A 23010-nucleotide genomic window follows, 5' to 3' on the forward strand; every position below is an offset into this window, starting at 1 on the left:
CGGCGGTCAAGAGGCATTGCTGTCGGCGTTCTCCAAAGACTGGCGCGACTGCTCCAGCTCATCGCTTATCCATGCGCGCAAGGCGGCCAAGGGCTGCCAATCGCGCAGCGCCGGCGGATAGACAAGGTGATAGGTATGCCCGGTTTCGTATTCCACCCCGATCGGCGAAAGCTTGATCAAGCGGCCGTCACGGATGGCGTCGGCCGCCAGCAATTCGCGGGCGAGGGTCAAACCGATGCCTTGCTCCGCCGCCTGCAGCATCAGCCCCATATCGTTGAACTGCGCCACGGGCGTCACCTGGGCGCGCACCCCGGCCGCTTCAAACCACCGTCGCCATACCTCCCGCTCTCCGAGCAAGGGTTCCCGCAATAGCGCCGCCGGCGGCTGACCCAGCAAACGCCGCGCGTCGATGGCGCAGCCTACCACCACCAACGGCATGGGGGCATCGAACAGGCGCTCGGACACCAGACCCGGCCACGGCCCCACCCCCTGCCGCAGGGCCGCATGAAAACCTTCCCGCTGCAAATCCACCGCCTGCTGGGAAACATCAATTTCAAGCGCCAGATCGGGATGCCGCTCGCGCCATCGATGCATGCGGGGCAGCAGCCAACGCTGGGCGAACGAAGGCAGCACCGTTACCCGCAGGCGCTGCTCCAGCGCGCAGACTGCCGCGGCGGCGGCCTGTACGCCATCGTCCAGTTGAGCCATCGCGCCCTGCACGGCACGCAGCAAGGCTTCGCCGGCCGGATTCAGCACCACGCGGCGCCCCCTGCGTTCGAACAAGGGAAAGCTCAGTTGCTCTTCCAGGACGCGTATCTGCTGGCTGATGGCGCTATGCGTCAGGTGCAGCGCATCGGCCGCCGCGCGCAAGTTCTGGAGTTCGGCGGCCGCGCGAAAGGCGGGCAAGGTGTTCAAGGGCAGTCGGCTCATGCTGGTAAGCATAACCAACCAATCTATGTAGAACAAGTCAATTCACAGTAGAGAGCTGGAAGATTATTCTTACCAAACGAGTCACACAGACTAAGGAGAAATGCATGGCAGTCCTGAATTGCGAAGCCCGCCGCATCCTCGATGGCGCCGCCCCGCCGCAGCGTTCCATTCTGGCGCGCCTGCGCCTTTGGCTCTCCGTTCGGAAAGCCGCTACACGCAGAGCCGCCCGCGACCCATGGATCAGCGCCATCGACGCCGTAGCCGGCATGGACGAGCATACGCTGAGGGATATTGGCGCGCCGGCCTGGCTGATGTCTGAAGTCCGGCATCGCCAGAGTCTGGCGGCAAAGCGGCTGACCGACCTGCGGCTACGCTGATGCCAAGGAAGTCCGGGGACGGGCGGGAGCCGGCCGCCTTATGGGAAACAAGGGGAAACCCTAGCGCTTTATGGCTGGAATTACGGTTAATGATCTCTATACTCACTGGATTCCGTCAATACGCATAGGCCGCAGAAAGATGCTTACCCTTGATTTCCTGCACAACATGATCGAACAGCATGGCGAGAAGGTCGCCATCGAGGATACCGACAGCCAGGTCACTTATGCCGAGCTGGCAACCGCCGCAAAGGCGCTGGCCGTAGCGCTGCAAATGAAGGACCCCACCCCGGGCGCGCGCGTCGCCTTGTGCGCGGCCACCCATTCACTGGAATATCTGATCAGTGTCCTGGCCATCCTGGAGGCTGGCAAGATACTCGTTCCGCTCAATTGTGAAAGCACCACCGAACAGTTGCACCAGTTGCTGAGCGACGTGCATCCCACCGCCGTCATCGTGGACGACAAGGGCGATCAGTTGATCCACTGCGATGACGAACTCAAGATCAATTTCTCGCAGTTCGAGGGCCTGGTCCGCACTTACCGGGGCCACGAGTTCATTTCCTATGAGCCTGGCTTGCTGGATCAGGCGCTGGCGAAAGCGAAAGGCGAATAGTCCGCCCCCGTCCGCCCGCAGCGGCGTGCGCCGCGGCATGCCCCTCCTATAATGTGTGCCAGCCGGCCAGGCTGGCGCCCGATTTCATTTCTCTACAACGGAGTACCAAATGTCCCCGACCACCCTCGACGACCTGGGCAAGCTGATTTTGCGCCTGACCATAGGCGTGCTGATTCTTTTTCATGGCATCGCAAAGCTGCTCAATGGCATAGGCCCGATCGAATCCATGATCGTGGCGCGCGGAATGCCGGCCTTCTTTGCATGGGCGGTATATTTGGGTGAAGTGATTGCGCCGCTGCTTCTTATTCTGGGCTTCTACACCCGCCTGGGGGGCTTGCTGATCGTCTTGAACATGCTGGTCGCCATTGCCCTGGCACACGCCGGCCATGTATTCCAGCTGGCCGGTACCGGAGGATGGCGCCTGGAGCTTCAAGGGCTGTTCCTGTTCGGCAGCCTGGCCGTTGCCTTGCTGGGAGCCGGCCGCTACAGCATGGGCGGCAAAGGCGGAAGCTGGAACTGAGTTCGGACGTCATCCGAACGCTGCGCTTCGGCGTGGCTGCGCCGGATTCTACGTGTCGGCCATCGACCTGACAAAGTCGCTGGGCGTAATACCCAGATTGCGCTTGAACATGGCCGTAAACGCACTTTGCGTCTGGTAGCCCAGATCGAGCGCAATGCCCAGTACCTGACGGCCTTCCGCCAGCCACTCCAGGGCGGCCAGCAGCTTGGCCTGCTGGCGCCATTGCAGGAAGGACATGCCCAGTTCCTGCATGAACAGGCGATGCAGGGTGCGTTGGTCGTAGCCCAGTTCCTTGGACCATTCCCGCAGGGTCTTCATGTCGTCCAGATGTTCCTGGATATGGGTGCATATGCGCGCCAGCCGATGATCGCGCGGTGCGGGCAGATGTAGCGGTGTCACGGACTCTTCGGTGAGCTCCTCGAGCAGCAGGTCCATCAGCAGCCGGGTCCGGCGGCTGGCCAGCGCTATGGATGTGGAGCCGGCAACCGCCGTAATGACCTCGCGGAACAGCGGCGTTGCCGGCAGCAGACAGCTGCGTGGCGGCAATCCATGCAAGTATTCCGGATTGACGAAAACCGAGCGTAGCCTGACCTTGCCCAGCATGCGCACGCGATGCTGCACATTGGGCGCAAGCCAAAGCGCCCGTGTTGGCGGCACGACCCAATGGCCTTCGGTGCTGGCCACCACCATGACGCCGCTCAGGGCGAATTTGAGCTGACCCATCTCGTGGGAATGATCGGTCAGTATGGTTGAATCGGCGAAATCCCTGCTAAGGCCGCCGGCCAGCACACCGCCGCGATAGGCCGCGCCGCTGTTCAATTGCGACTCCATTACGAATCCCTACCCCCCAATACACAATGGCCTTACAACACATAATGATCAAGACGACCGATTCGCAATGTATCGCGCTCATTCGTGCCTTGATTCTAAAGAGACGCGTAGTTATAGCCATGGAGGAAAACCCCCACTTTTAAAGGGCTGGCCGCCCTTGACTTTAAGCCGGCCAGCCCTTTTTCCGCCTTCCTTTCAATAGACTCCGGTGAACTGCTTCAAGACGTCGGGGTTCTCCAGCGTGGACACATCCTGCGTGACCTCTTTGCCTTCGGCCACCACGCGCAACAGGCGGCGCATGATCTTTCCGGAGCGGGTCTTGGGCAGATTGTTGCCAAAGCGTATATCGCGCGGCTTAGCAATAGGGCCGACTTCGTTGGCCACCCAGTCGCGCAGCCGCTTGGCGATGGCTTCCGCCTGCTTGCCGTCGGGCACGGGAACCTTGAGCATGATGAAGGCCACGATGGCCTCGCCGGTGGTGGCGTCAGGGCGGCCCACCACCGCGGCCTCCGCCACCAGCTCGTGCGCCACCAGGGCCGATTCGATTTCCGTCCCGCCCAGGCGATGGCCCGATACGCTGAGCACGTCGTCGGTGCGGCCCATGATCCAGTAATAGCCGTCGGCGTCGCGCTGGGCGTTGTCGCCGGCCAGGTAGTAGCCTTTCAGATCAGCCGGAAAATAGCTGTTCCTGAAACGCTCCGGGTCTCCCCAGACCGCTCGTATCATGGCGGGCCAGGGCTTCTTGATGACCAGGAAGCCGCCTCGCCCCGAGGGAACTTCGTTGCCGGCCTCGTCGACCACGCCCGTGGATATGCCGGGCAGCGGCAAGGTGCAAGAGCCCGGTTTCAGCGGCGTGGCGCCCGGCAGGGGCGTCAGGATGTGGCCGCCGGTCTCGGTTTGCCACCAGGTGTCGACAATGGGGCAACGGCCGTTGCCCACATTGTTGTAGTACCAGATCCAGGCTTCCGGATTGATGGGTTCGCCGACCGAACCCAGCAGACGCAGGCTGGAAAGATCGTGGCGCTGCGGATGCGTGCCGGGATCGGCCTGCGCGGCCTTGATCAGGGAACGTATGGCGGTGGGGGCCGTATAGAAAATACTGACCTTGTGGCGCTCGATCATTTTCCAGAAGCGGCCGGCATCCGGATAAGTGGGTATGCCCTCGAAAACGACCTGTGTCAGTCCCGCCGCCAGGGTTCCGTAGGCAATATAGGTATGGCCGGTAACCCAGCCCACGTCGGCGGTGCACCAGAACACATCGTCGGGCCGGGTGTCGAACACCCATTGCGTGGTCAAGGACGCCCACAGCAGGTAACCCGCCGACGAATGCTGCACGCCCTTGGGCTTGCCGGTGGACCCCGAGGTGTACAGGATGAACAAGGGATGCTCGGACTCGACCGCCACCGCCTCGCATTGATCGGACTGCCCGTTCTCCAGATCGTGCAGCCATACGTCGCGCGCATCGTTCCAGTCAATCTCGATGCCGGCGCGCCGATACACCACGACCTTGCCGACGATCTCGCCGCCCTCATCGGCCAACGCTTCGTCCACGGCGGCCTTCAGGGGGATGGCGCGGCCTCCGCGCAGTTGCGCGTCGGCGGTAATGACCAGGGTGGCGCCCACGTCGACGATGCGCTGGTGCAGGCTCTTGGCCGAAAATCCGCCGAACACCACGGAATGGGTTATGCCCAGCCTTGCGCAGGCCTGCATGGTGGCGATGGCTTCGATGGACATGGGCAGATAGATGACGGCCCTGTCGCCCTTCGCATAGCCCAATTCCTTGAAGCCATTGGCGATGCGGCAAACGCGTGCATGCAACTGCCGGTAGGTGACCTGTTGCACCGCGCCGTCATCGGCCTCGAAAACAAGCGCCACCTTGTCGGCATTGCCGTTTTCCAGGTGGACATCCAGGCAGTTTTCGGAAACGTTAAGCTCGCCATCGTCGAACCAGGTGTAGAACGGCGCATTCGATTCATCCAGGACCCGGGTGAACGGCTTGCGCCATTGAAGGTGCTCGCGGGCGAGCCTGGTCCAGAAGCCCTCGAAATCGCGCTCGGCTTCATCGCACAGCGCCTTATAGTTTTCCATGCCGGATATCGCCGCTCCCGCGATCGTCTTGGCCGACGGCGGAAAGACGCGGCTTTCGACAAGTATGGAATCAATGGTGGACGACATGGCTTATTCTCCTTCTACAAATACATGGACTCACGCTGCTGCCCCAAGGTAGCGATTGGTGATTTCGGGCTTTTGCTGCAGCTCTTGAGACGTTCCGCCAAACACCACATGGCCGGTATTGAGCAGATAGCAACGGTCGGCCATGGACAGCGCCGCCGTGACGTTCTGCTCGACCACGACGATGGTGCGGCCCTGCTTGGCCAAGTCCTGGCATACGTTCATGAGGTCGCGCACGATAAGCGGCGCAAGCCCTTCGAAGGGCTCGTCCAGCAGGATCAGGCGCGCGTCGCGGATCATGGCGCGCGCAATCGCCACCATTTGTTGCTCGCCCCCCGACAGCTCGCGTCCCTTGTTGGTCCGCCGTTCGTCCAACCGGGGGAAAGTGCGATAGATTTCGTCGTAACCCAGGGGCTTCTTGGCCGTCATTGCGGCCAACTGAAGGTTTTCATGGACGGTTATGCCGCCTATGACCCGGCGCTCTTCGGGAACCAGCTGCAGGCCCAGCCGGGCAATTTCGTGGGCCTGCATCTTGTGGATGGGCGTGCCCGCAAACGTAATGCTGCCCGACTGGGGGGCAAGCGCCCCCGCCAGCGTTTTCAACAAGGTGGACTTGCCGGCGCCGTTGCGGCCCAGCAGAGCCACGACCTCGTTCTCGCGGACCTCGAGCGACACATCGAACAAAATATGCGAATCGCCGTAAAAGGTATTGATGCCGTTGACTTCGAGCAGATTCATGATTCTTCCACGCCTCCGAGATATGCTTCCTGCACCGCCTTGTTGGTTTGAATCTCTTGCGGGGTGCCTTCCGCGAGGAAATTTCCGTCGTACAGCACGGTGATCTTGTCGGCCAGCTCGAACATCGCGTCCATGTCGTGCTCGACAATAAGAACGGTGCGCCCGCGCCGGATGCTCTTGAGCAATGCCACCGCATGCACGCGTTCTTCGGGACTCATCCCCGCCAGGGGTTCGTCCAGCAGCAGGACGTTCGCACCCGTTGCAAGAGCCAGGCCGATTTCCACCCGGCGCTTCTCGCCGTAGGACAGCTCGTGGACCGGGGTGTCGGCCTTGTGGGAAAGCTCGACCAGCTCCATTGCCGCCTCGACCTGCTCGCCATAGCCGCTGACGCCATTAAGGCTGGCCAAGGCATCGAAACGGAAGGAGCCGCGCTTCTGCCCGAGTACGGACATCAAGATGTTCTGCCGCACGGTCAGGGCATCGAACAGCTCGTTGACCTGGTAGCTTTTGCTCATGCCCATCTGGCAAACCTGCGTGACGCCGATGCCGGTGATATTGCCGCCGCGCAGGAAGACCTCGCCGCTGGTGGGCTCGATTTCGCCCGCCAGCATCTTGAAGAAGGTGGACTTGCCGGCGCCATTTGGCCCGATCAGGCCGCGCAGCTCGCCTTCCTGCACGGCGATCGAGACGCCCTTGACGGCCTTGAGCCCGCCATAATGCTTGGCAATGTTGTTGGCCTGAAGCACGGGAACGCCCGGGGCGGCCGATACGGACTTGCGCATCAGCAGCTGCACGCCCTGCCCGCGCTGCCCCCCGCCATGGCTGGAACGGGTGTCTATGGCCCGGTCCAGGCGCCGCGTCATGCGCTTGTCGCGCCAGGCGATGAACTCGCCGCAAATGCCGCGGCGGAACACCGTGACCAGGATCACGAAGATGACCCCCAGTATCAGTCTCCAATAAGGACCCACCGCTTCCACGAATTGCAGGACTTCGAACAGGTAAAGCCAGATCAGTGCGCCCAGCAAGGGTCCGAACAAGGTGCCCGCGCCGCCCATGACGGTCTGGATGACGAGCTCCGCCGAGGTGTGCAGATTGAAGGCGTCGGGCGGCATATAGCCCTGGAATAGGCCCAGCAGGCCGCCCGCCACGCCGCCGTAGGCCGCCGCGACGACGAACACCGCCAGCTTGTAGCGCTGTATGCGATGGCCCACCGCCATGGCCCGTATAGGATTGCCGCGGATGGCGGTCAGGATGACGCCGAACGGGGATAGCGAGATGCGCCGGGCGATGACGAAACCCAGGAAGAACATGGCCGCCAGAAAGGTGTACATGGGCCAGCCTGGCTGGATCACATAGCTGAAGAAACCCAGGTCTATGGCGGGCTCGGGAATGCCGGGTATGCCGTTCTCGCCCCCGGTCCAGTCGCGCAGCGGACCGAACTCAAGGAAATAGATCATTTCGGCGAAGGCCAGCGTGCTCATGGCGAAGTAGATGCCGCTGCGGCGCAGGGTCAGATAGCCGATGAGCAAGCCCAGCACGGATGACACCAGCATGGCCACGACCAGTGCCAGCAGCATGTTGGGAATGATGCCGGTGGTAAGCAGGTAGGCGGTGACGAAGCTGCCGGTACCGTAGAACGCGGCCTGCCCGAATGACAAGAGGCCGGCATAGCCGAACAGCAGGTCGAAGCCCAGGCCGAACAGGCCCCATATAAGCACCCGGCCCAGCAGATCGGGACCGGCGCCGATCAGCGGAGCCAGGAAAGGCGCCGCGCAGAGCACCATGGCGGTTATGAATTCGACTCCATAGCGGCGCCGCAGGGCCCCGGCCGGCCTTGCGGCCGCCTCGGGAGCCGGGCCTTGCGGCGCCTTTGCGCCGGCTTCGATGGCAACGGAATTATCAGACTGGCTCATGCCCTGCCCTCCACACCCAGCAGACCTTGTGGCCGCAATATAAGTACCAGCGCCATGGCTGCGAACAGCATGACATCGGAATAGACCGGATTGAACAGCGATGTCAGGCTAAGGATCTGGCCCGCGATCAACCCACCAAGAATGGCCCCGGGGAAAGACCCGACCCCGCCCAGCACCACCACGACAAACGACTGGATAAGGACCCGGAATCCCATGTCGGGAACGATGGAGACGATGGGCGCGTAGATCATGCCGGCAAATCCGGCCGCCGCCGCTCCCACCCCGAAAACCACCAGGAAGGCGCGCTGGATATTGATGCCCAGCAAGCGCGTCATGAGGGCGTCCTCGATGCCCGAGCGGATAATGAGGCCCAGGCGCGTGCGGTACAGCACCAGCCAGCACAGGCCCAGCGCCGCCGCCGCGATGGCCAGTATCTGGATGCGGTACAGGGGGTAGACGACGAACCCCATGTCGACCACGCCCTCGCCCCACGAGGGAACGGGCACACGCTGCCCGACCCCGCCGAATATGGCGCGGATGATCTCGACAAGGACTATGCTGATCCCGAAGGTGACCAGTATCTGGTCTTCGACGGGACGGTTGTAGAAGCGCTTGATCAGGCCGCGCTCCATGATGAGGCCGACGATCATTGCCGCCAGCGAACCGCCGGCAATGCTAAGCAAAAACGAGCCGGTAGACGTGAAAATAGAAAAGCCGGCATAGGCGCCCACCACGAACAGGGCGCCGTGCGCAAAGTTGATTACACCAAGCGTGCCGTAAATAATTGTCAGGCCGGCCGCAATGAGGGAGAGCAGCACCCCCAGCGCGAGACCATTGAACACTTGTGACATGAATAGGCCCAGGCTAGGCATACTGTCCCCCTTCTTGTTATGAAAACAACCGTATCGAAAGACTAGGCGGCGGGAGCCATCTTGCAGCCGGCGTAACCGATGGGCGGCAGCGTTTCCACGCCGTTGGCCACGGCGACCACGTCGACCAGATCGTCCTTGTTCTTGATTTCGGACGGCTTCTTGCCCCGCACCACGGCAAAGTTCGCCGCTCCGTCATGGTCTTCGGCGCGGAAATAGACATCGCCGCCCATGGTGTACGGACGCTTGTGGTTGATGCTGTCCTCGAAGGCCTCGACGACGGCGGCCGGGTAGAAGGTGCCGGCGCGCTCGACCGCATCGGCCCACAACAGCATGGTCATGTAGGCGTTATGCTCCGGATCGCGGGGCTTGGCCTTGAACTTGGCCTCGTAGGCCTCGACGAAATCCTTGGCGATTTCGTTCTTTTCTGACTCGGTATGCCAGAAGACCATGGTGCCGTGCACGCCTTCCATGATTTCCGGGCCGACTTCCTCGAGCATGTAGGCGGGCATATAGGGTACGCACATCTTCATGTTCTTCAGGACGCCGAACTGGTGGGCCTGCTTGGCGGAGTTGACCGCGTCGGCGCCGTAGTCGTGGTTGATCAGGATGTCGGCGCCGCTATTGGCAATGTTCAGCAGGTAGGCGCTGTAGTCGGTCGCGCCCAGCGGGTGTATCTGGGGGTTGTCGATGGTCGTCCAGCCCTGCTCCTCGGTGAACTGCTTCATGTAGTGGTGGATGGAGTGGCCGTAGTTGTAGTCGGGCACCAGGTGGATCGCCTTCATCTTCTTGCCGTAGGCCTGGGCCAGCACGGGCGCAATAGCCTTGGATGCTGTGTAAGCGTGGTGGCACAGCCGGAAGCCGTAGCGGCGGCAATCCTTGCCGGTAGTGTCGCTGGAGCCGCTGATAATGGGAAAGTACAGCGTTTTGGCGCGTTCGCAGGTATTTTGCAAAGCGATGGCGACCGAACTGCTGACGCTGCCGGCAATCATCATGGCCTTGTCCTGGCGGATAAAGCGTGTAGCCGCCTGCACCGCGCTGTTGGGCTTGGTTTCGGCATCGCCGATGGCCAGCACGATCTTCTTGCCCAGAATGCCCTTCTGGGTCAGGGGCGACACTTTCTTGATGCGCGGATCGCCGTTGTTGATGAGTTCGGCCGCCAGTTCGAAGCCGCGCTTCTGCCCGGCCCCTTCGGCGGAATAGGGACCGGTAAGGTCCAGGGTAAGGCCGGCCACCACGGTATCCCCCGCCACGCCCTCTGGGTAGTTGCCCAGCTTGGGGTAGTCTTTCTTCTGTGCAAAAGCGGCTGAACTGTATGCGCCGGGGACCAGCAGGCCGCCCGCGACCCCGGTGCCGGTTTTCAGGAAGCTGCGACGTGTCGTCGAGCCTGTCTCGTTATTATCGATATGTGTGTCTTTCACTTCCTATCTCCTTTGAGTGCTTCTGTGACGTGCTACGAACCATCCCCCGTGCTTCTCTGGCCAAGCTGCGCCCTTCCCTTGAAAAGGAATAGATGCAACCGACCTGGGAATTTTTATGGCATGCGGCGCGTTTAGCGCTGCAAGAATGCTTTTATTCGCCGTGTATAAGAGCGATATCCGTTGTTGTTTCTATTTGTGTATGCGGGTACGGATGCGACGAAGATTATCAAAAGCAATACGTCGGGACTCACTCGGAAAGGACATTAACTGTCTTGAATCAGACTTTATGAAGGAATCAGAGGGTAAACCTTGATATTGAATGCGGGCTTTTACTTGGGTGCCGTTACAGAATCGGGGCCGTCAAGGCCGTGGACGTCGCGGGATTCCTCGACCTCGCGCACGCCCGCCACCTTGCAGATGTCGTCCAGCCTGGAATCTTCTTCGATAAAGCCCGAAAAAACGCCCACGGTCCGCATTTGGCGCTCGACCGTCATGCCGGCCCGCCGGCAATCCTCGACGATTTCCGAAAAGCGTCCCAGCGAAGCGTGCTCGACCAGTATCTGAAGTTTCTTGCGAACCATCTGCGGCCTCCGTATCCTAGGGCGCCTTCACCAGGCCGGCGCCGGCATCGCGTTCGGGCAAGTCCAGGCGTGTCACGCTTTGCAGTAGCCGCTGAAGCAGTGCTGGGCCACGGGGCCCGCCTTGTCCGCCGGCATGCAAAGCCGCCACGCCCGCAACGAAGGGCGTCGCCATGCTGGTGCCGCTGATGGTGTTATAGCGCTGTTCGCCCGGCCATGCGGACAGAATGCGGACGCCCGGGGCGGCGATATCGACTTCGCCGCCGTCCGGCACCAGGCCGCCGCTGGAAAAAGGCGCAATCCTCAGGTCGCGGTCCACCGCGGCCACCGCCACGATGGAAGGGCAGTTCGCGGGATGGGAAACAGGCGCAATGTGATCCGGTCGGCGGCTGTCGTTGCCCGCTGCGGCAATAATGACTGTGCCTGCTTCCAGGGCGCGCTTGGCGACCTCTTCGAATACCTTGGAATAGGTTTGGCCGGGCGCAAGCGTGCTGCCCAGCGACATGGACACGATATCGCACTGGTTCTCGATGGCCCAATCGATTCCTTCCAGCACGCCGCCGTCACCCCCCTGGCCTTCGTCCCCAAGCACCTTGCCGACAAAGAGCTGTGCGGCGCCCGCCACCCCGTAACGCGGCGCGGCGGCGGGTGCCACGGGGCCGCAAGCGATGCCCGCGCAATGGGTGCCGTGGCCATTGCCGTCATGCGTATCCTGACCGTCCACAAATGAACGCGAGACAATATGCCGTCCGGAAAAATCGGGGTGCCCGGCGTCTATGCCCGTATCGAGCACCGCCAGTTTGACGCCGTTTCCCGCCTGCGCCGACACGTCGGCGCCTATGGCCCGCACGCCCCAGGTAACCGTCGTCTCGTCGATATCGTCGGCCGCCGCCCCCACAATGGCATGTACGGTTCTTTCGGGCTCGACCGCCAGAATCGTGTCATTGTCCTGAAGGGACCGGATATCCTGCAAGCGCTGCCGGTCCGGCGCGCAATGAAGCAGTGCGACCCCTATTTTTTCAAAGACGATCGCGCAGTGCAGACCCAGCGCGCCCGAGCGCCCCGCCTGGCCGGTGGATGCGGCGCTGGCGATGCTGACGCCCGTGGCTTCGGAAAGCTTGCGGATGCCGTCCTGGGGCCTGTCCTTGCAAAGCAGCACCAGATAGCGGCCTGTCGTGCCGGAGTCTTGCGGCATGGCGTTCTCCTTGCGGATACGGAACGATGCAAGGACATTGCATCGTTCCCGTAGCAAACAGCATGCAAGCCTGGCCGGGAACCGTCAAGTCGAAACTGCTACCGTTGATGTCAATCAGCCGAAGCGGCCGGTGATGTAGTCTTCCGTTTCCTTGCGCGCGGGCTTGACGAAGATCTGGTCGGTCTCGCCGTACTCCATGAGTTCGCCCAGGTACATATATGCCGTGTAGTCGGAACAGCGGGCCGCCTGCTGCATATTGTGGGTAACGATGACCACCGTGTAGTCGGACTTGATCTCGGCGATCAGTTCCTCGATCTTGGCGGTCGAGATCGGATCAAGCGCGGAGCACGGCTCGTCCAGCAGCAGGACCTCGGGCTTGATGGCCACGCCGCGCGCAATGCAAAGGCGCTGTTGCTGGCCGCCGGACAAGCCGTTGCCGCTTTGATTCAGCTTGTCCTTGACTTCGTTCCACAAGGCCGCCTTGGACAAGGCCCATTCGACGCGCTCGTCCATTTCGCCCTTGCTGAGCTTCTCGAACAGGCGCACGCCGAAGGCGATGTTGTCGTAGATGCTCATGGGAAACGGCGTGGGCTTCTGAAACACCATGCCGACCTTGGCCCGTATCAGCGAGATATCCATCTTGGACGTCAGCAGGTTTTCGCCATCCAGGTTGATTTCGCCCTCGGCGCGCTGGCCCGGGTACAGTTCGTACATGCGATTGAAGGTGCGCAGCAGCGTCGACTTGCCGCAACCCGAAGGGCCGATGAACGCGGTAACCTTGTTTTCCTTGATGGACAGGTTCACGTCTTTTATGGCCTGGTACTTGCCATAATAGAAGTTCAGGTTCTTGACTTCCAGTTTCGTGCGTTCGGCGGATGTAGAGGTTTGCATAGTCGTTTCCCGGCAAGGAGCGCTGCTCCTTCACCACGTTTTATTTACGAAAAAGGCTGCGGGCCGCAATATTTATGCCCAGCACCAGCAAGGTGATCAGTACGGCGCCCGCCCAGGCAAGGCGGTTCCAGTCCTCGTAAGGGCTGGCCGCGTACTGGAAGATGACCACGGGCAGGTTGGCGATGGGCGCATTCATGTTCATGGACATGAATTGATTGTTCAGGGCGGTAAACAGCAATGGAGCCGTTTCGCCCGAGATGCGGGCAACCGCCAGCAGGACGCCGGTGATGATGCCCGAACGGGCCGCCCTGTAGCAGATGTACATGACGATGCGCCATTGCGGGCAGCCCAGCGCGGCGGCGGCTTCCCGCAAACTGTTGGGCACCAGCATCAGCATGTTGTCGGTCGAACGCACCACCACGGGAATCACCAGTATGGCCAACGCCAAAGCGCCCGCCCAGCCCGAATAATGGCCGACCTGCGCCACATACACGGCGTAGATGAAGAGGCCGATAATGATGGACGGCGCCGACAAAAGCACATCGTTCAGGAAGCGCGTGGCCGGCGCCAGCCAGCCGCGCTGGCCGTACTCGGCCAGATAGGTTCCCGCCAGCACACCGATGGGCGTGCCGATGATCGTCGCCACGGCGGCCATCATGATGCTGCCCATGATGGCATTGAGCAGGCCGCCGTCCGCGCCGGGAGGCGGCGTGCTTTCCGTCAGCAGGGTCAGGGACAAGGCCGAGCCGCCCTTGGTGAACAAGGTCAGGATGATCCAGCATAGCCAGAACAGGCCGAACACGACCGTGGCGCCCGACAGGCCCAGCATGAGCTTGTTGAAGCGTTGGCGCCGCCGGTAGATCGAGTTCGATGTGTTGACGATGGATTCGGAAGTAAACATGAGTCTGGGTCCGGCTTAGTGCGAAGTGCCCTCGCCCTTGGCAAGGCGCAGCAACAGGAGCTTGGAAAAAGCCAGCACGATGGTCGTGATCAGGAACAGGATCAGGCCAAGTTCCAGCAAGGCGGATTTCTGCATTCCCCCCGCTTCGTTGAACTCGTTGGCCAGTGCCGAAGCGATGGAATTGGACGGCGAGAAAATCGACGACGGCAGGTTGAAGGCATTGCCGATGACGAAGGTGACCGCCATGGTTTCGCCCAGCGCGCGGCCCAGCCCCAGCATGACGCCGCCGATCACACCGCTTTTGGTATAGGGCAGCACCACCTTCCAGACGACCTCCCAGGTCGTGCTGCCAAGGCCGTAAGCCGATTCCTTCAACAAAGGCGGCACCAGCTCGAAGACGTCGCGCATGACGGCCGTGATGAAGGGAATCACCATGATGGACAATATCAGCCCGGCCGTGAAGACGCCGATACCGAAAGGCGGCCCCGCGAAAATATCGCCCAGCACGGGCACGCCCTCGAAGAAATCGATGACATGGGGCTGGATGTATTCCTGGAACAAGGGGACGAAAACAAACAGCCCCCACATGCCGTAGATGATCGAAGGTATGGCCGCCAACATTTCTATAGCCGTGCCCAGCGGCCGGCGCAGCCATACCGGCGACAATTCGGTCAGGAACATCGCGATGCCGAAAGATACCGGAACCGCGATAAGCAGCGCAATGGCCGAGGTAAGCAAGGTGCCGGTTATGGGCACCAGGGCCCCATAGACGTTCTGGACGGGGTCCCAATTGTTGGTCCACAGGAAGGCGATGCCGTGGGTGGCGATCGATTCCCGGCTGCCATACAGCAGGGAGACCATGATGGCGCCCAGCAAAATGAAAACAAGGAACGCAAACGTGCGGGTCAGGTTCTTGAACAAAGAGTCCATGAGCGCGTTCTGATTATTTTTCATGTGGATTTTCTAGCATTTCGCGGAATCGGTGACATAAGCGCTGGGACACGAGAACAAACCCGCAGGCAGGGAACAAACCGTAATTTTTACACAACAAAGACGGCGCCATCAGGACAGCACCGTCTTTGCCCGGGAAAAAAGGGGGATCGCCCCCCTTTTTAACCTTTATTTCCAGACTGCGGAACCATCGGCGCCTTTGATTTCAGCTTTCCAGGCATCGGCGATCTGCTGCGTCACGCTGTCGGGCATCGGGACGTAGTCCAGTTCTTCAGCCAGCTTGTCGCCGTTCTTGAAGGCCCAGTCGAAGAATGCCAGCACTTCCTTGCCGTTTTCGGGCTTGTCCTGCTTTTTATGCACCAGGATGAAACTGGCCGAGGTAACGGGCCAGGATTCGGCGCCGGGCTCTTCAGTTAGTACCACACCCATGCCAGGCGCGCTCTTCCAGTCGGCATTGGCTGCAGCTGCGGCGAATGCGGCTTGGGTCGGCTGCACAAACTTGCCGTCCTTGTTCTTGAGCTGAGTCCATGCCAGGCCGTTTTGCTTGGCATAGGCGTACTCGACGTAGCCGATGGAGTTCTTCAACTGGCGAACGTAGGCGGCGACGCCCTCGTTGCCTTTACCGCCTTGGCCTGTGGGCCATTTTACAGCCTTGCCCTCGCCGACCTGTTCCTTCCAGGCGGGCGATACTTTGGACAGGTAGTTGGTCCAGCCGAAGGTCGTGCCCGAGCCGTCGGAGCGGTGCACCACGATGATGGAAGAGCTGGGCAGCTTCAGATCGGGGTTCAGCGCCTTGATGGCGGCATCGTCCCACTTCTTGATCTTGGCCAGGAAGATATCGGCAATGACTTGGCCCGACAGCTTCAGCTTGCCCGGCTCGATGCCTTCGACGTTCACGACAGGAACCGTTCCGCCGACAATGGCCGGGAACTGGAACAAACCATTCTTTTCCAGCGCGTCTGCCTTCATGGGATCGTCGGATGCTCCGAAATCAACCGTCTTGGCAATGATCTGCTGCTGGCCGCCGCCCGAACCGATGGACTGATAGTTCACCCGGTTGCCGGTGTCTTTTTGGTATTGGTCGGCCCATTTGGCGTAGATGGGATAGGGGAACGAAGCGCCCGCGCCAGTGATATCGGCCGCATGGGCGGCCAAGGAAGCGGCGCCGAAAGCGATACCGACCGAAACCTGCAATAGAACGCGTTTAAACATAGAGGAATCCTCTTGACTGAGACTGGTTAAGACAGGTCAACCCTGCACAACCGATATAGTAAGTAGGAAATATGACATGTTCGTGACAATGCGCATCATTTTCACTAGCTCAGCTGCTGCGTCAGGCATTCATGCAGATTGAAAGGCTTGCCGCGGCTTTTTATCTTGACGTAATCGCCATTGGGCAGCGCGCGCCAGGCCAATTGATTGTCGCGCAAGGCATAGATGAATGCCTCGTTGATGACACGCTTCTTCAGGGACTTGTCGAGTACCGGGAAACCGATTTCGACACGGCGGAAGAAATTCCGGTCCATCCAGTCGGCCGACGATAAATACACGTTTTCCGCCCCGTCATTGTAAAAGTAAAACACCCTGGAGTGCTCCAGGAACCGGCCGATCACGGACCGGACGCGAATGTTTTCCGACAGCCCGGGTACGCCGGCGCGCAAGGCGCACGCGCCCCGCACGATCAGGTCTACCTTCACGCCCGCCTGGCTGGCCTTGTACAGGGCGTCGATAATGATGGGCTCTAGCAGGGAGTTCATCTTGGCCATGATGCGCGCCTTCCTGCCCGCCTTGGCATGCACGACCTCGTTCTTGATCAGGGCCACCATGGTTTCATGCAGGGTAAAGGGCGATTGCAGCAGCAGCTTCAGCGGCCGGCGCGCACCCAGTCCGGTCAACAGCGAAAAGACCTTGTCCATGTCCTCGCACAGCTTCTGGTCGGCCGTCAGCAGGCCAAAATCGGTATAAAGCCGGGCGGTGCGGGGATGGTAGTTGCCGGTACCCAGGTGCCCATAGCGGCGTATGCCGCCATTCTCGCGGCGCAGCACCAGTGCCATTTTCGCGTGCGTCTTGTGGCCGACGACGCCGTAGCTGACGTGCGCGCCCACCTCTTCCAGCTTGGCGGCCCAATTGATGTTGGTCTGTTCGTCGAAACGCGCCATCAGCTCGACCACCACGGTGACTTCCTTGCCCGCCTTTGCGGCGGCCAACAGCAGGCGCATCAATTCGGAATCTTCACCGGTGCGGTATATGGTCTGCTTGATGGCCACGACCGATGGGTCCATGGCCGCCGCCGTCAGAAAATTGAGCACGGGCTGAAACGATTGATAGGGATGGTGCAGCAGACGGTCCTTCTCGGCAATGGCGGCGAACAGTTCTTCGGGGTTGCCGGACACCGAATCGAACGGCGCCGGGATCTTGGGGCGATGGTCCGGAAAGAGCAGTTCAGGGCGGTCGACCACATTGCATAGCTGCATCAGGCGCGACAGGTTCACGGGACCGCTGACACGATAGGTGTCCTGGGGCTGCAGAAGGAACTCCTTCTGCAGGAAGACCTCGAGATCGGGCGGCATGTATTGGTCGATTTCAAGCCGGACCGCAGCGCCGAAATTACGCTGCGACAGCTCGCCTTGCAGCGCTTGCCGAAGATTGGTGATTTCTTCCTCATCCACGAACAGATCGCTGTTGCGGGTAACCCGCCACTGGTAGACGCCCTTGGCGTCCAGGCCGGGAAAGAGCTCGCCGACGAAGGCGCTGATCAGCGCCGTCAGCAAGATATAACCGTGCGGAACGCCGGCGATTTCCGGCGGCACCTTGATCAGCCGCGGCAGCGCACGCGGCGCCTGCACAATCGCGATGGAGGCGCTGCGCCCGAAGGCGTCCTGCCCGGACAGGGCCACGATGAAGTTCAGGCTTTTGTTGTAGACGCGCGGAAAAGGATGCGCCGGATCGAGCCCGATGGGCGTCAGCATGGGCATGACTTCGCGGTGAAAGCCCGCATGCGCCCAGGCGTGCAGTTCTTCGCTCCAACACGAGGGCTCAAGCAAGGCGATGCCCTCCGCCTTAAGCTTGGGCATGACCTGGTTGGTCAACAGGCTGTTCTGCTTGTCGACCAGTTCGTGGGCGGCACGCTGCACGCGCTCGAATGCCTCGCCGGGAGAGTATCCGTCCACGCCGACCAGACCGGGCGTCTGGCGCAACTGTTCCTTGAGGCTGGAAATGCGTATCTCGAAAAATTCGTCCAGGTTGGAGCTGACAATGCATAGATAGCGCAGCCGTTCCAGCAAGGGTGTGCTTCGGTTCTCGGCCATGGCCAAGACCCGTTCATTGAACTTAAGCAGGGACAGCTCACGATTCAGCAGGGAGGGATCGGACGATGAGGGAAGCATAAATTAGCCAGAAACGGGATAGTCGAATGTTTTACTTCATTTTTGTGACGGCTATATGACAGCCTGGAATATTGTGGCGCTTGAAACCCCATACTATCAAAATGCCCGTTCCGTTCACCAGACTTGAGCGATCCGAACGTTGGTTATTGACACGGACTCTATAATCCCCACGATACTCACCCGAATCTACGCATCATGGATCATCTACTCGCCGCAGTCGACCTGGGCTCAAACAGCTTCCGCCTTTCTATCGGACGCGTGGTGCAGCAGGATGGCATCGCTCAAATCTATGCCATTGACCGGCTCAAGGAATCGGTGCGGCTGGCGGCGGGGCTGGACGATCAGAAGATCATCAATGAAGAAGCCATCGCCCGGGCCATCACGGTATTGAAGCGCTTCGGCGAGCGCCTGGCCGGCTTCCACCCGAATTGCGTGCGCGCCGTGGCCACCAATACCTTCCGTATTGCGCGCAACGTGGACCAGATCCTGCCCCGGGCGGAAGAGGCCCTGGGCTTTCCCATCGAGGTCATCGCCGGGCAGGAAGAGGCCCGCCTTATTTTCTCGGGAATCACCAACGAACTGCCGCCCTCGGCCAATCGCAGGCTGATGATAGACATCGGCGGCGGATCGACCGAAGTCATCATCGGCAAGGGCTTCAAGCCACTGCACATGTCCTCCCTGTACATGGGCTGTGTCAGCTATACCCGGCAGTTCTTTCCCGACGGACATATTACCGAGGCGCGCATGCAGCAGGCGCAGCTGGCGGCCCGGCGCGAGCTGGAAGGCATTTCCAAGCAGTACCGCAAGACCGGCTGGCAAGAGGCCTACGGTTCGTCGGGAACCGCCAAGGGCCTGTTGGCCGTGCTGCAGGAAGGCGGCATGTCGCGCAAGGGCATCACTCTGGACGGCATGGAAAAGCTCAAGGCCAAGCTGGTGCGGGACGGCAAGGTCATCATGAGCGAGCTGCCCGGCCTGAAGCATGACCGCTCGCTCGTGCTGGCGGGCGGCCTGGCCATCATGATGGCGGCCTTCCAGGAGCTGAACATCAAGGCCATGGCTCCGGGCGAAGGCGCCTTGCGGGTCGGCGTGCTGTACGACCTGCTGGGCCGTGACTCCGAACACGACAAGCGCAACGAGACGGTGCGCCAGTTCATCAAGCGCTACCATGTCGATACGCGCCAGTCCGAGCGCGTAAAGCGCAGCGCCCTGGAATTCTTCGATCAATTGGGCCTGGACGACAGCCCCGAAAAGCAGGAACTGGAGCGCACCCTGCGATGGGCCTCGGATCTGCATGAAATCGGCATAAGCATCGCCCATGCCGAATACCACAAGCACAGCGCATACATCCTGCAGCACGCCGACATGCCGGGCTTCTCCAACGACGATCAGCAATTGCTGGCGCTGTTCGCACTGGGCCATCACGGCAAGATAAGCAAGCTGCCCACGCAGGAACTCGCCCGCGGCCGGCGATTGACGCTGCTTTGCCTGCGGCTGGCCGTACTGCTTTCCCGCCGCCGGGAGGATCAGGAGAGCCTGCCCGTGACCATCACGCCCAACGGCAAAGGCATAGTGATCAGCGTCGATAAAAAATGGCTGGCATCGCATCCGCTGTCGGAATACTCGCTGCAAGCGGAAAAGCGCGAATGGAACAAGGCCGGATTCGACCTTGACCTGGCTGAAACCTGAGCCTGTCTATTCCATGCCGAAGTGGCGGCGGTAGCGCATGTCCATGCGCGTCATATCCAGCAGGACGGGAAAATCGGCGGTATTGAAGTCGGGATCCCAGGCGGGTTCGCCGCAGATCGTGGCACCCAGTTTCAGGTAGCCCTTGATAAGGGCCGGCATGCGCGCCGGCAGTTCGCTGCCCAGTCGTTCGACAGGATAGCGATGCAGCGGCGCCACGCGGGGCAAGTGGGGATTGGCGGCCATGGACTTGCTGGCGGAGCGCCAGACCTCGGCCGCCGTCACGCCGTCATCGCGCAAGCTGACGCTGGCGCAACCCAGCACATATCGGAAGCCGGACTGCTGCACCAGTGTGGCTACGCCCGACCAGAGCAGCATGATGACCGAACCATTGCGGTAATCGGCGTGCGTGCATGAACGCCCCACTTCGACCAGTTCGTCGCGCATGGAGCCCAGGCCGCTCAGGTCGAATTCGGATTCGGAATAATAGCCGCCGGCTTTTTTTGCATTGGCGGGAGTCAGCAGCCGATACGTGCCCACTACCCGGCCCGTGTTGATTTCCTTGACCATGAAGTGCTCGCACCAGGGATCGTAGCGGTCGCTGTCCAGGCCGTCGACCGCGTCCGGGAACACGGCATTCATTTCTTCGGTGAAGACGTTGTAGCGCAAGCGCTGTATGGCCTCGAGCTCTTCATTGGTTCGCGCCAGCCCCATGACCAGCCCGCCGGGGGCGGCCAGATCGGGCAAGGCGGTGCCAAGGGGTGCTTCAGGCTGAATCCGGGCAAGCTCTAACATGCATATAACTCCGTAAACATTCCAGTAGTGTGCAGGCAGAATGTTTCAAGCATTTGATAAGCACGTTACCCGTTTGTTAAATCCACTGCAAGCAGCTGCTGCACCCCTTGATCCGCCAGGGCGGCATCTTCGGCCTCGACCATGAGGCGCAGCTTGGGCTCGGTGCCCGAAGCGCGTATAAGCACCCGCCCACGTCCGTTCAATTGACGCTCCACGCTTTCCTTGGCTGCCAGCAGGCCTGAATGCGTCTGCCACCGCGTTCCGGGCGCCAATGGGACATTGACCATTTTCTGGGGATACATTTTCAGCTCCGACACCAGGTCGTCCAGCTTGCGTCCGCTGCGGCTCATGGCCGTCAGGACTTGCAAGGCCGCGATGATGCCGTCGCCGGTCGTGTGACAATCCAGGCAGAGCAGATGACCCGAGCTTTCCCCGCCATACAGCCAGCCGCGATTCTGCATGCTTTCAAGCACATAGCGGTCGCCCACCTTGGCCCGTTCGAAGCCGACGCCCAATTGCTCCATCTGCTTCTCGAAGCCGAAATTGGTCATCAGCGTGCCCACGACGCCCTCTACCGGCTTCTGGGTCATGCGATCGCGCACGATCGCATAAAGCAGTTCGTCGCCGTTATACAGGCGCCCGCTGCCATCCACCATCTGCAAACGGTCGGCATCGCCATCCAGCGCCACGCCCAGGTCGGCGCCCCTGGCCTTCACTTCTTCGACCAGGCGCTCGGGATGCATCGCCCCCACGCCTTCATTGATATTCAGGCCGTCGGGCTGGCAGCCGATGGCGAAGACCTCGGCGCCCAGCTCGCGGAATACATGGGGGGCAATGTGGTAGGCCGCGCCATTGGCGGCGTCGACGACGATGGACAGGCCCGACAGGTCGAGCTCGTTGGGAAACGTGCTTTTGCAGAATTCGATATAACGCCCCGCGGCATCGTCGATACGGCGGGCGCGGCCCAGCGCTTCGGAACTGACGCAGCCCAGCGGCTCGTCGATCGCGGCTTCGATTTCGGCCTCGATCTCGTCAGGCAGTTTCATGCCCTGCGCCGAAAAGAACTTGATGCCGTTGTCCTGATAGGGATTGTGCGAAGCGCTGATGACGATACCCGCCACCAGCCGAAGCGCCCGCGTCAGGTAGGCCACGGCCGGCGTGGGCACGGGCCCGGCCAGCAGGACGTCGATGCCGGCGGCGGACAGGCCCGCCTCCAGCGCGGATTCCAGCATATAGCCGGAAATACGCGTGTCCTTGCCGATGACCACAGCCGGGCGCCCACGCCCCGGGTACTTGCGCGCCAGCACGCGGCCGGCGGCGTAACCCAGTCGAAGCGCAAACTCGGCATTGATCGTGGGTCCGCCCACTTCGCCGCGCACACCGTCCGTGCCAAAATATTTACGCTCTGTCATAGAAAATCTCCGAGTTCGATTGCTCGCCACACTTTTATCGCATCCACGGTCGCAGCGACATCGTGCACACGTACTATATGTCCGCCCCGGGCCACGGCGGCCAGCGCGGCAGCCACGCTGCCGAACACGCGTTCGGCCGGCTCGCGGCCGATGACGTGGCCTATCATCGATTTGCGCGACAGGCCGATCAGCCAGGGGTATCCGTCAGTATCTATATTCCGCAATTCCCGCAGCAACTGGTAGTTTTGCGCCGGCGTCTTGCCGAAGCCATATCCCGGGTCCAGAACAATGCGGCGGCGATCCACCCCGGCGGCCAGGGCGGCCGCGCTGCGCTCGCGCAGGAAGCGTTCCACTTCGGCCAGGATATTGCCGTATCGCGGCGCCTGCTGCATGGTTTTGGGCTCACCTTGCATATGCATGATGCACAGGCCGCAGTTCGACTCCGCAACGGCCTCCAGCGCCCCCGGGCGGCGAAAGCCATAGATGTCGTTGATCATGTCCGCGCCCACGGCCAGGGCGCTGCGCATGACTTCCGGCTTGAAGGTATCGACAGACAAGGGTAGGCCGCAGCCTTTGAGGGCCTCGATCACGGGCAGGATGCGCGCCAGTTCGTCCCCGATCGAGACCGGCTCGGCACCGGGCCGCGTCGACTCGCCCCCGATATCGAGCATGTCGGCGCCTTGATCGATAAGGGCATGGGCATGCGCGACCGCGGCGGCGGTTTCAAAATGCGCAGCGCCATCCGAGAAGGAATCGGGAGTGACGTTGACGATTCCCATTATCAATGGGCGCTCGAGACTTAGCTCGAAGCGCCCACAAAGCAAAGATGAACTCATT

21 protein-coding genes are annotated in these 23010 nt (G+C 61.2%); 4 read left to right on the forward strand and 17 right to left on the reverse strand.

Annotated elements, in window-relative coordinates; translation table 11 throughout:
* Positions 1-6: 6 nt before the first annotated feature.
* On the reverse strand, positions 7-942 hold the full coding sequence (locus tag V0R37_RS16055) for a LysR substrate-binding domain-containing protein (protein ID WP_420375462.1): 936 nt from the start codon (positions 940-942) through the stop codon (positions 7-9).
* A 92-nt stretch (positions 943-1034) separates the two neighbouring features.
* Here V0R37_RS16055 and V0R37_RS16060 point away from each other — a divergent pair, with 92 nt between their 5' ends.
* From V0R37_RS16060 to V0R37_RS16070, 3 genes are all read left to right on the forward strand, one after another.
* Positions 1035-1307 (forward strand): hypothetical protein, encoded by a 273-nt coding sequence (locus V0R37_RS16060; RefSeq protein ID WP_420375463.1) that lies wholly within the window; start codon positions 1035-1037, stop codon positions 1305-1307.
* Between the two features lie 139 nt (positions 1308-1446).
* Positions 1447-1917 (forward strand): AMP-binding protein, encoded by a 471-nt coding sequence (locus V0R37_RS16065; protein ID WP_420375464.1) that lies wholly within the window; start codon positions 1447-1449, stop codon positions 1915-1917.
* A gap of 109 nt (positions 1918-2026) precedes the next feature.
* On the forward strand, positions 2027-2437 hold the full coding sequence (locus V0R37_RS16070; RefSeq protein ID WP_420375465.1) for a DoxX family protein: 411 nt from the start codon (positions 2027-2029) through the stop codon (positions 2435-2437).
* A 48-nt stretch (positions 2438-2485) separates the two neighbouring features.
* On the opposite strand, the gene V0R37_RS16075 is transcribed toward V0R37_RS16070, so the two are convergent.
* From V0R37_RS16075 to ppk1, 13 genes are all read right to left on the reverse strand, one after another.
* Complete coding sequence (locus V0R37_RS16075) at positions 2486-3268, reverse strand: AraC family transcriptional regulator (RefSeq protein WP_420375466.1); 783 nt, start codon at positions 3266-3268, stop codon at positions 2486-2488.
* Between the two features lie 195 nt (positions 3269-3463).
* On the reverse strand, positions 3464-5443 hold the full coding sequence (acs, locus tag V0R37_RS16080) for an acetate--CoA ligase (protein WP_420375467.1): 1980 nt from the start codon (positions 5441-5443) through the stop codon (positions 3464-3466).
* 30 nt (positions 5444-5473) lie between these two features.
* Entirely contained in the window at positions 5474-6178 is a 705-nt protein-coding gene (locus V0R37_RS16085) for an ABC transporter ATP-binding protein (RefSeq protein WP_420375468.1), read from the reverse strand.
* The gene (locus tag V0R37_RS16090; RefSeq protein WP_420375469.1) at positions 6175-8091 is read right to left on the reverse strand and encodes a branched-chain amino acid ABC transporter ATP-binding protein/permease; all 1917 of its coding nucleotides are present in this window, start codon (positions 8089-8091) and stop codon (positions 6175-6177) included. The genes V0R37_RS16085 and V0R37_RS16090 overlap by 4 nt, the downstream gene beginning before the upstream one ends.
* Positions 8088-8942 carry a branched-chain amino acid ABC transporter permease gene (locus V0R37_RS16095; protein WP_420375470.1) on the reverse strand — a complete coding sequence of 285 codons (855 nt, stop codon included), beginning with the start codon at positions 8940-8942 and terminating at the stop codon, positions 8088-8090. The genes V0R37_RS16090 and V0R37_RS16095 overlap by 4 nt, the downstream gene beginning before the upstream one ends.
* A gap of 62 nt (positions 8943-9004) precedes the next feature.
* Positions 9005-10381 carry a substrate-binding protein gene (locus tag V0R37_RS16100; protein WP_420375471.1) on the reverse strand — a complete coding sequence of 459 codons (1377 nt, stop codon included), beginning with the start codon at positions 10379-10381 and terminating at the stop codon, positions 9005-9007.
* A gap of 329 nt (positions 10382-10710) precedes the next feature.
* Positions 10711-10962 (reverse strand): hypothetical protein, encoded by a 252-nt coding sequence (locus tag V0R37_RS16105; protein ID WP_420375472.1) that lies wholly within the window; start codon positions 10960-10962, stop codon positions 10711-10713.
* Positions 10963-10978: 16 nt separating this feature from the next.
* Positions 10979-12154 (reverse strand): S8 family serine peptidase, encoded by a 1176-nt coding sequence (locus V0R37_RS16110; RefSeq protein ID WP_420375473.1) that lies wholly within the window; start codon positions 12152-12154, stop codon positions 10979-10981.
* A gap of 114 nt (positions 12155-12268) precedes the next feature.
* On the reverse strand, positions 12269-13045 hold the full coding sequence (gene pstB / locus V0R37_RS16115) for a phosphate ABC transporter ATP-binding protein PstB (RefSeq protein WP_420375474.1): 777 nt from the start codon (positions 13043-13045) through the stop codon (positions 12269-12271).
* 40 nt (positions 13046-13085) lie between these two features.
* Positions 13086-13946 (reverse strand): phosphate ABC transporter permease PstA, encoded by an 861-nt coding sequence (gene pstA / locus V0R37_RS16120; protein ID WP_420375475.1) that lies wholly within the window; start codon positions 13944-13946, stop codon positions 13086-13088.
* A 15-nt stretch (positions 13947-13961) separates the two neighbouring features.
* Positions 13962-14900 carry a phosphate ABC transporter permease subunit PstC gene (gene pstC / locus V0R37_RS16125; protein WP_420375476.1) on the reverse strand — a complete coding sequence of 313 codons (939 nt, stop codon included), beginning with the start codon at positions 14898-14900 and terminating at the stop codon, positions 13962-13964.
* Positions 14901-15065: 165 nt separating this feature from the next.
* On the reverse strand, positions 15066-16109 hold the full coding sequence (pstS, locus tag V0R37_RS16130; RefSeq protein WP_420375477.1) for a phosphate ABC transporter substrate-binding protein PstS: 1044 nt from the start codon (positions 16107-16109) through the stop codon (positions 15066-15068).
* Between the two features lie 104 nt (positions 16110-16213).
* Positions 16214-18283: a polyphosphate kinase 1 gene (gene ppk1, locus V0R37_RS16135; RefSeq protein ID WP_420375478.1), complete on the reverse strand. Its 2070-nt coding sequence runs from the start codon at positions 18281-18283 to the stop codon at positions 16214-16216.
* 195 nt (positions 18284-18478) lie between these two features.
* Here ppk1 and ppx point away from each other — a divergent pair, with 195 nt between their 5' ends.
* A complete protein-coding gene (gene ppx / locus V0R37_RS16140; protein ID WP_420375479.1) occupies positions 18479-19969 on the forward strand; it encodes an exopolyphosphatase in 1491 nt (496 codons plus the stop codon).
* Between the two features lie 6 nt (positions 19970-19975).
* On the opposite strand, the gene V0R37_RS16145 is transcribed toward ppx, so the two are convergent.
* The 3 genes from V0R37_RS16145 to folP all read right to left on the reverse strand — a co-directional run bounded on the left by V0R37_RS16145 (position 19976) and on the right by folP (position 23009).
* Positions 19976-20761 carry a GNAT family N-acetyltransferase gene (locus V0R37_RS16145; RefSeq protein ID WP_420375480.1) on the reverse strand — a complete coding sequence of 262 codons (786 nt, stop codon included), beginning with the start codon at positions 20759-20761 and terminating at the stop codon, positions 19976-19978.
* A 65-nt stretch (positions 20762-20826) separates the two neighbouring features.
* On the reverse strand, positions 20827-22173 hold the full coding sequence (gene glmM / locus V0R37_RS16150; protein ID WP_420375481.1) for a phosphoglucosamine mutase: 1347 nt from the start codon (positions 22171-22173) through the stop codon (positions 20827-20829).
* Positions 22170-23009, reverse strand: a complete 840-nt coding sequence (gene folP, locus V0R37_RS16155) for a dihydropteroate synthase (protein ID WP_420375482.1) — start codon at positions 23007-23009, stop codon at positions 22170-22172. Before folP ends, glmM begins: the two co-directional genes overlap by 4 nt.
* Between the last annotated feature and the right edge of the window lies 1 nt (position 23010).

This window comes from Pollutimonas rozaliensis, assembly GCF_048751585.1.
Lineage (GTDB): Bacteria > Pseudomonadota > Gammaproteobacteria > Burkholderiales > Burkholderiaceae_B.

Coding starts and splice junctions, on each gene's coding strand:
- V0R37_RS16055 (WP_420375462.1), bottom strand. CDS start 942: ATGCTTACCAGCATGAGCCGACTGCCCTTGAACACCTTGCCCGCCTTT.
- V0R37_RS16060 (WP_420375463.1), top strand. CDS start 1,035: ATGGCAGTCCTGAATTGCGAAGCCCGCCGCATCCTCGATGGCGCCGCC.
- V0R37_RS16065 (WP_420375464.1), top strand. CDS start 1,447: ATGCTTACCCTTGATTTCCTGCACAACATGATCGAACAGCATGGCGAG.
- V0R37_RS16070 (WP_420375465.1), top strand. CDS start 2,027: ATGTCCCCGACCACCCTCGACGACCTGGGCAAGCTGATTTTGCGCCTG.
- V0R37_RS16075 (WP_420375466.1), bottom strand. CDS start 3,268: ATGGAGTCGCAATTGAACAGCGGCGCGGCCTATCGCGGCGGTGTGCTG.
- acs (WP_420375467.1), bottom strand. CDS start 5,443: ATGTCGTCCACCATTGATTCCATACTTGTCGAAAGCCGCGTCTTTCCG.
- V0R37_RS16085 (WP_420375468.1), bottom strand. CDS start 6,178: ATGAATCTGCTCGAAGTCAACGGCATCAATACCTTTTACGGCGATTCG.
- V0R37_RS16090 (WP_420375469.1), bottom strand. CDS start 8,091: ATGAGCCAGTCTGATAATTCCGTTGCCATCGAAGCCGGCGCAAAGGCG.
- V0R37_RS16095 (WP_420375470.1), bottom strand. CDS start 8,942: ATGTCACAAGTGTTCAATGGTCTCGCGCTGGGGGTGCTGCTCTCCCTC.
- V0R37_RS16105 (WP_420375472.1), bottom strand. CDS start 10,962: ATGGTTCGCAAGAAACTTCAGATACTGGTCGAGCACGCTTCGCTGGGA.
- V0R37_RS16110 (WP_420375473.1), bottom strand. CDS start 12,154: ATGCCGCAAGACTCCGGCACGACAGGCCGCTATCTGGTGCTGCTTTGC.
- pstB (WP_420375474.1), bottom strand. CDS start 13,045: ATGCAAACCTCTACATCCGCCGAACGCACGAAACTGGAAGTCAAGAAC.
- pstA (WP_420375475.1), bottom strand. CDS start 13,946: ATGTTTACTTCCGAATCCATCGTCAACACATCGAACTCGATCTACCGG.
- pstC (WP_420375476.1), bottom strand. CDS start 14,900: ATGAAAAATAATCAGAACGCGCTCATGGACTCTTTGTTCAAGAACCTG.
- pstS (WP_420375477.1), bottom strand. CDS start 16,109: ATGTTTAAACGCGTTCTATTGCAGGTTTCGGTCGGTATCGCTTTCGGC.
- ppk1 (WP_420375478.1), bottom strand. CDS start 18,283: ATGCTTCCCTCATCGTCCGATCCCTCCCTGCTGAATCGTGAGCTGTCC.
- ppx (WP_420375479.1), top strand. CDS start 18,479: ATGGATCATCTACTCGCCGCAGTCGACCTGGGCTCAAACAGCTTCCGC.
- V0R37_RS16145 (WP_420375480.1), bottom strand. CDS start 20,761: ATGTTAGAGCTTGCCCGGATTCAGCCTGAAGCACCCCTTGGCACCGCC.
- glmM (WP_420375481.1), bottom strand. CDS start 22,173: ATGACAGAGCGTAAATATTTTGGCACGGACGGTGTGCGCGGCGAAGTG.
- folP (WP_420375482.1), bottom strand. CDS start 23,009: ATGAGTTCATCTTTGCTTTGTGGGCGCTTCGAGCTAAGTCTCGAGCGC.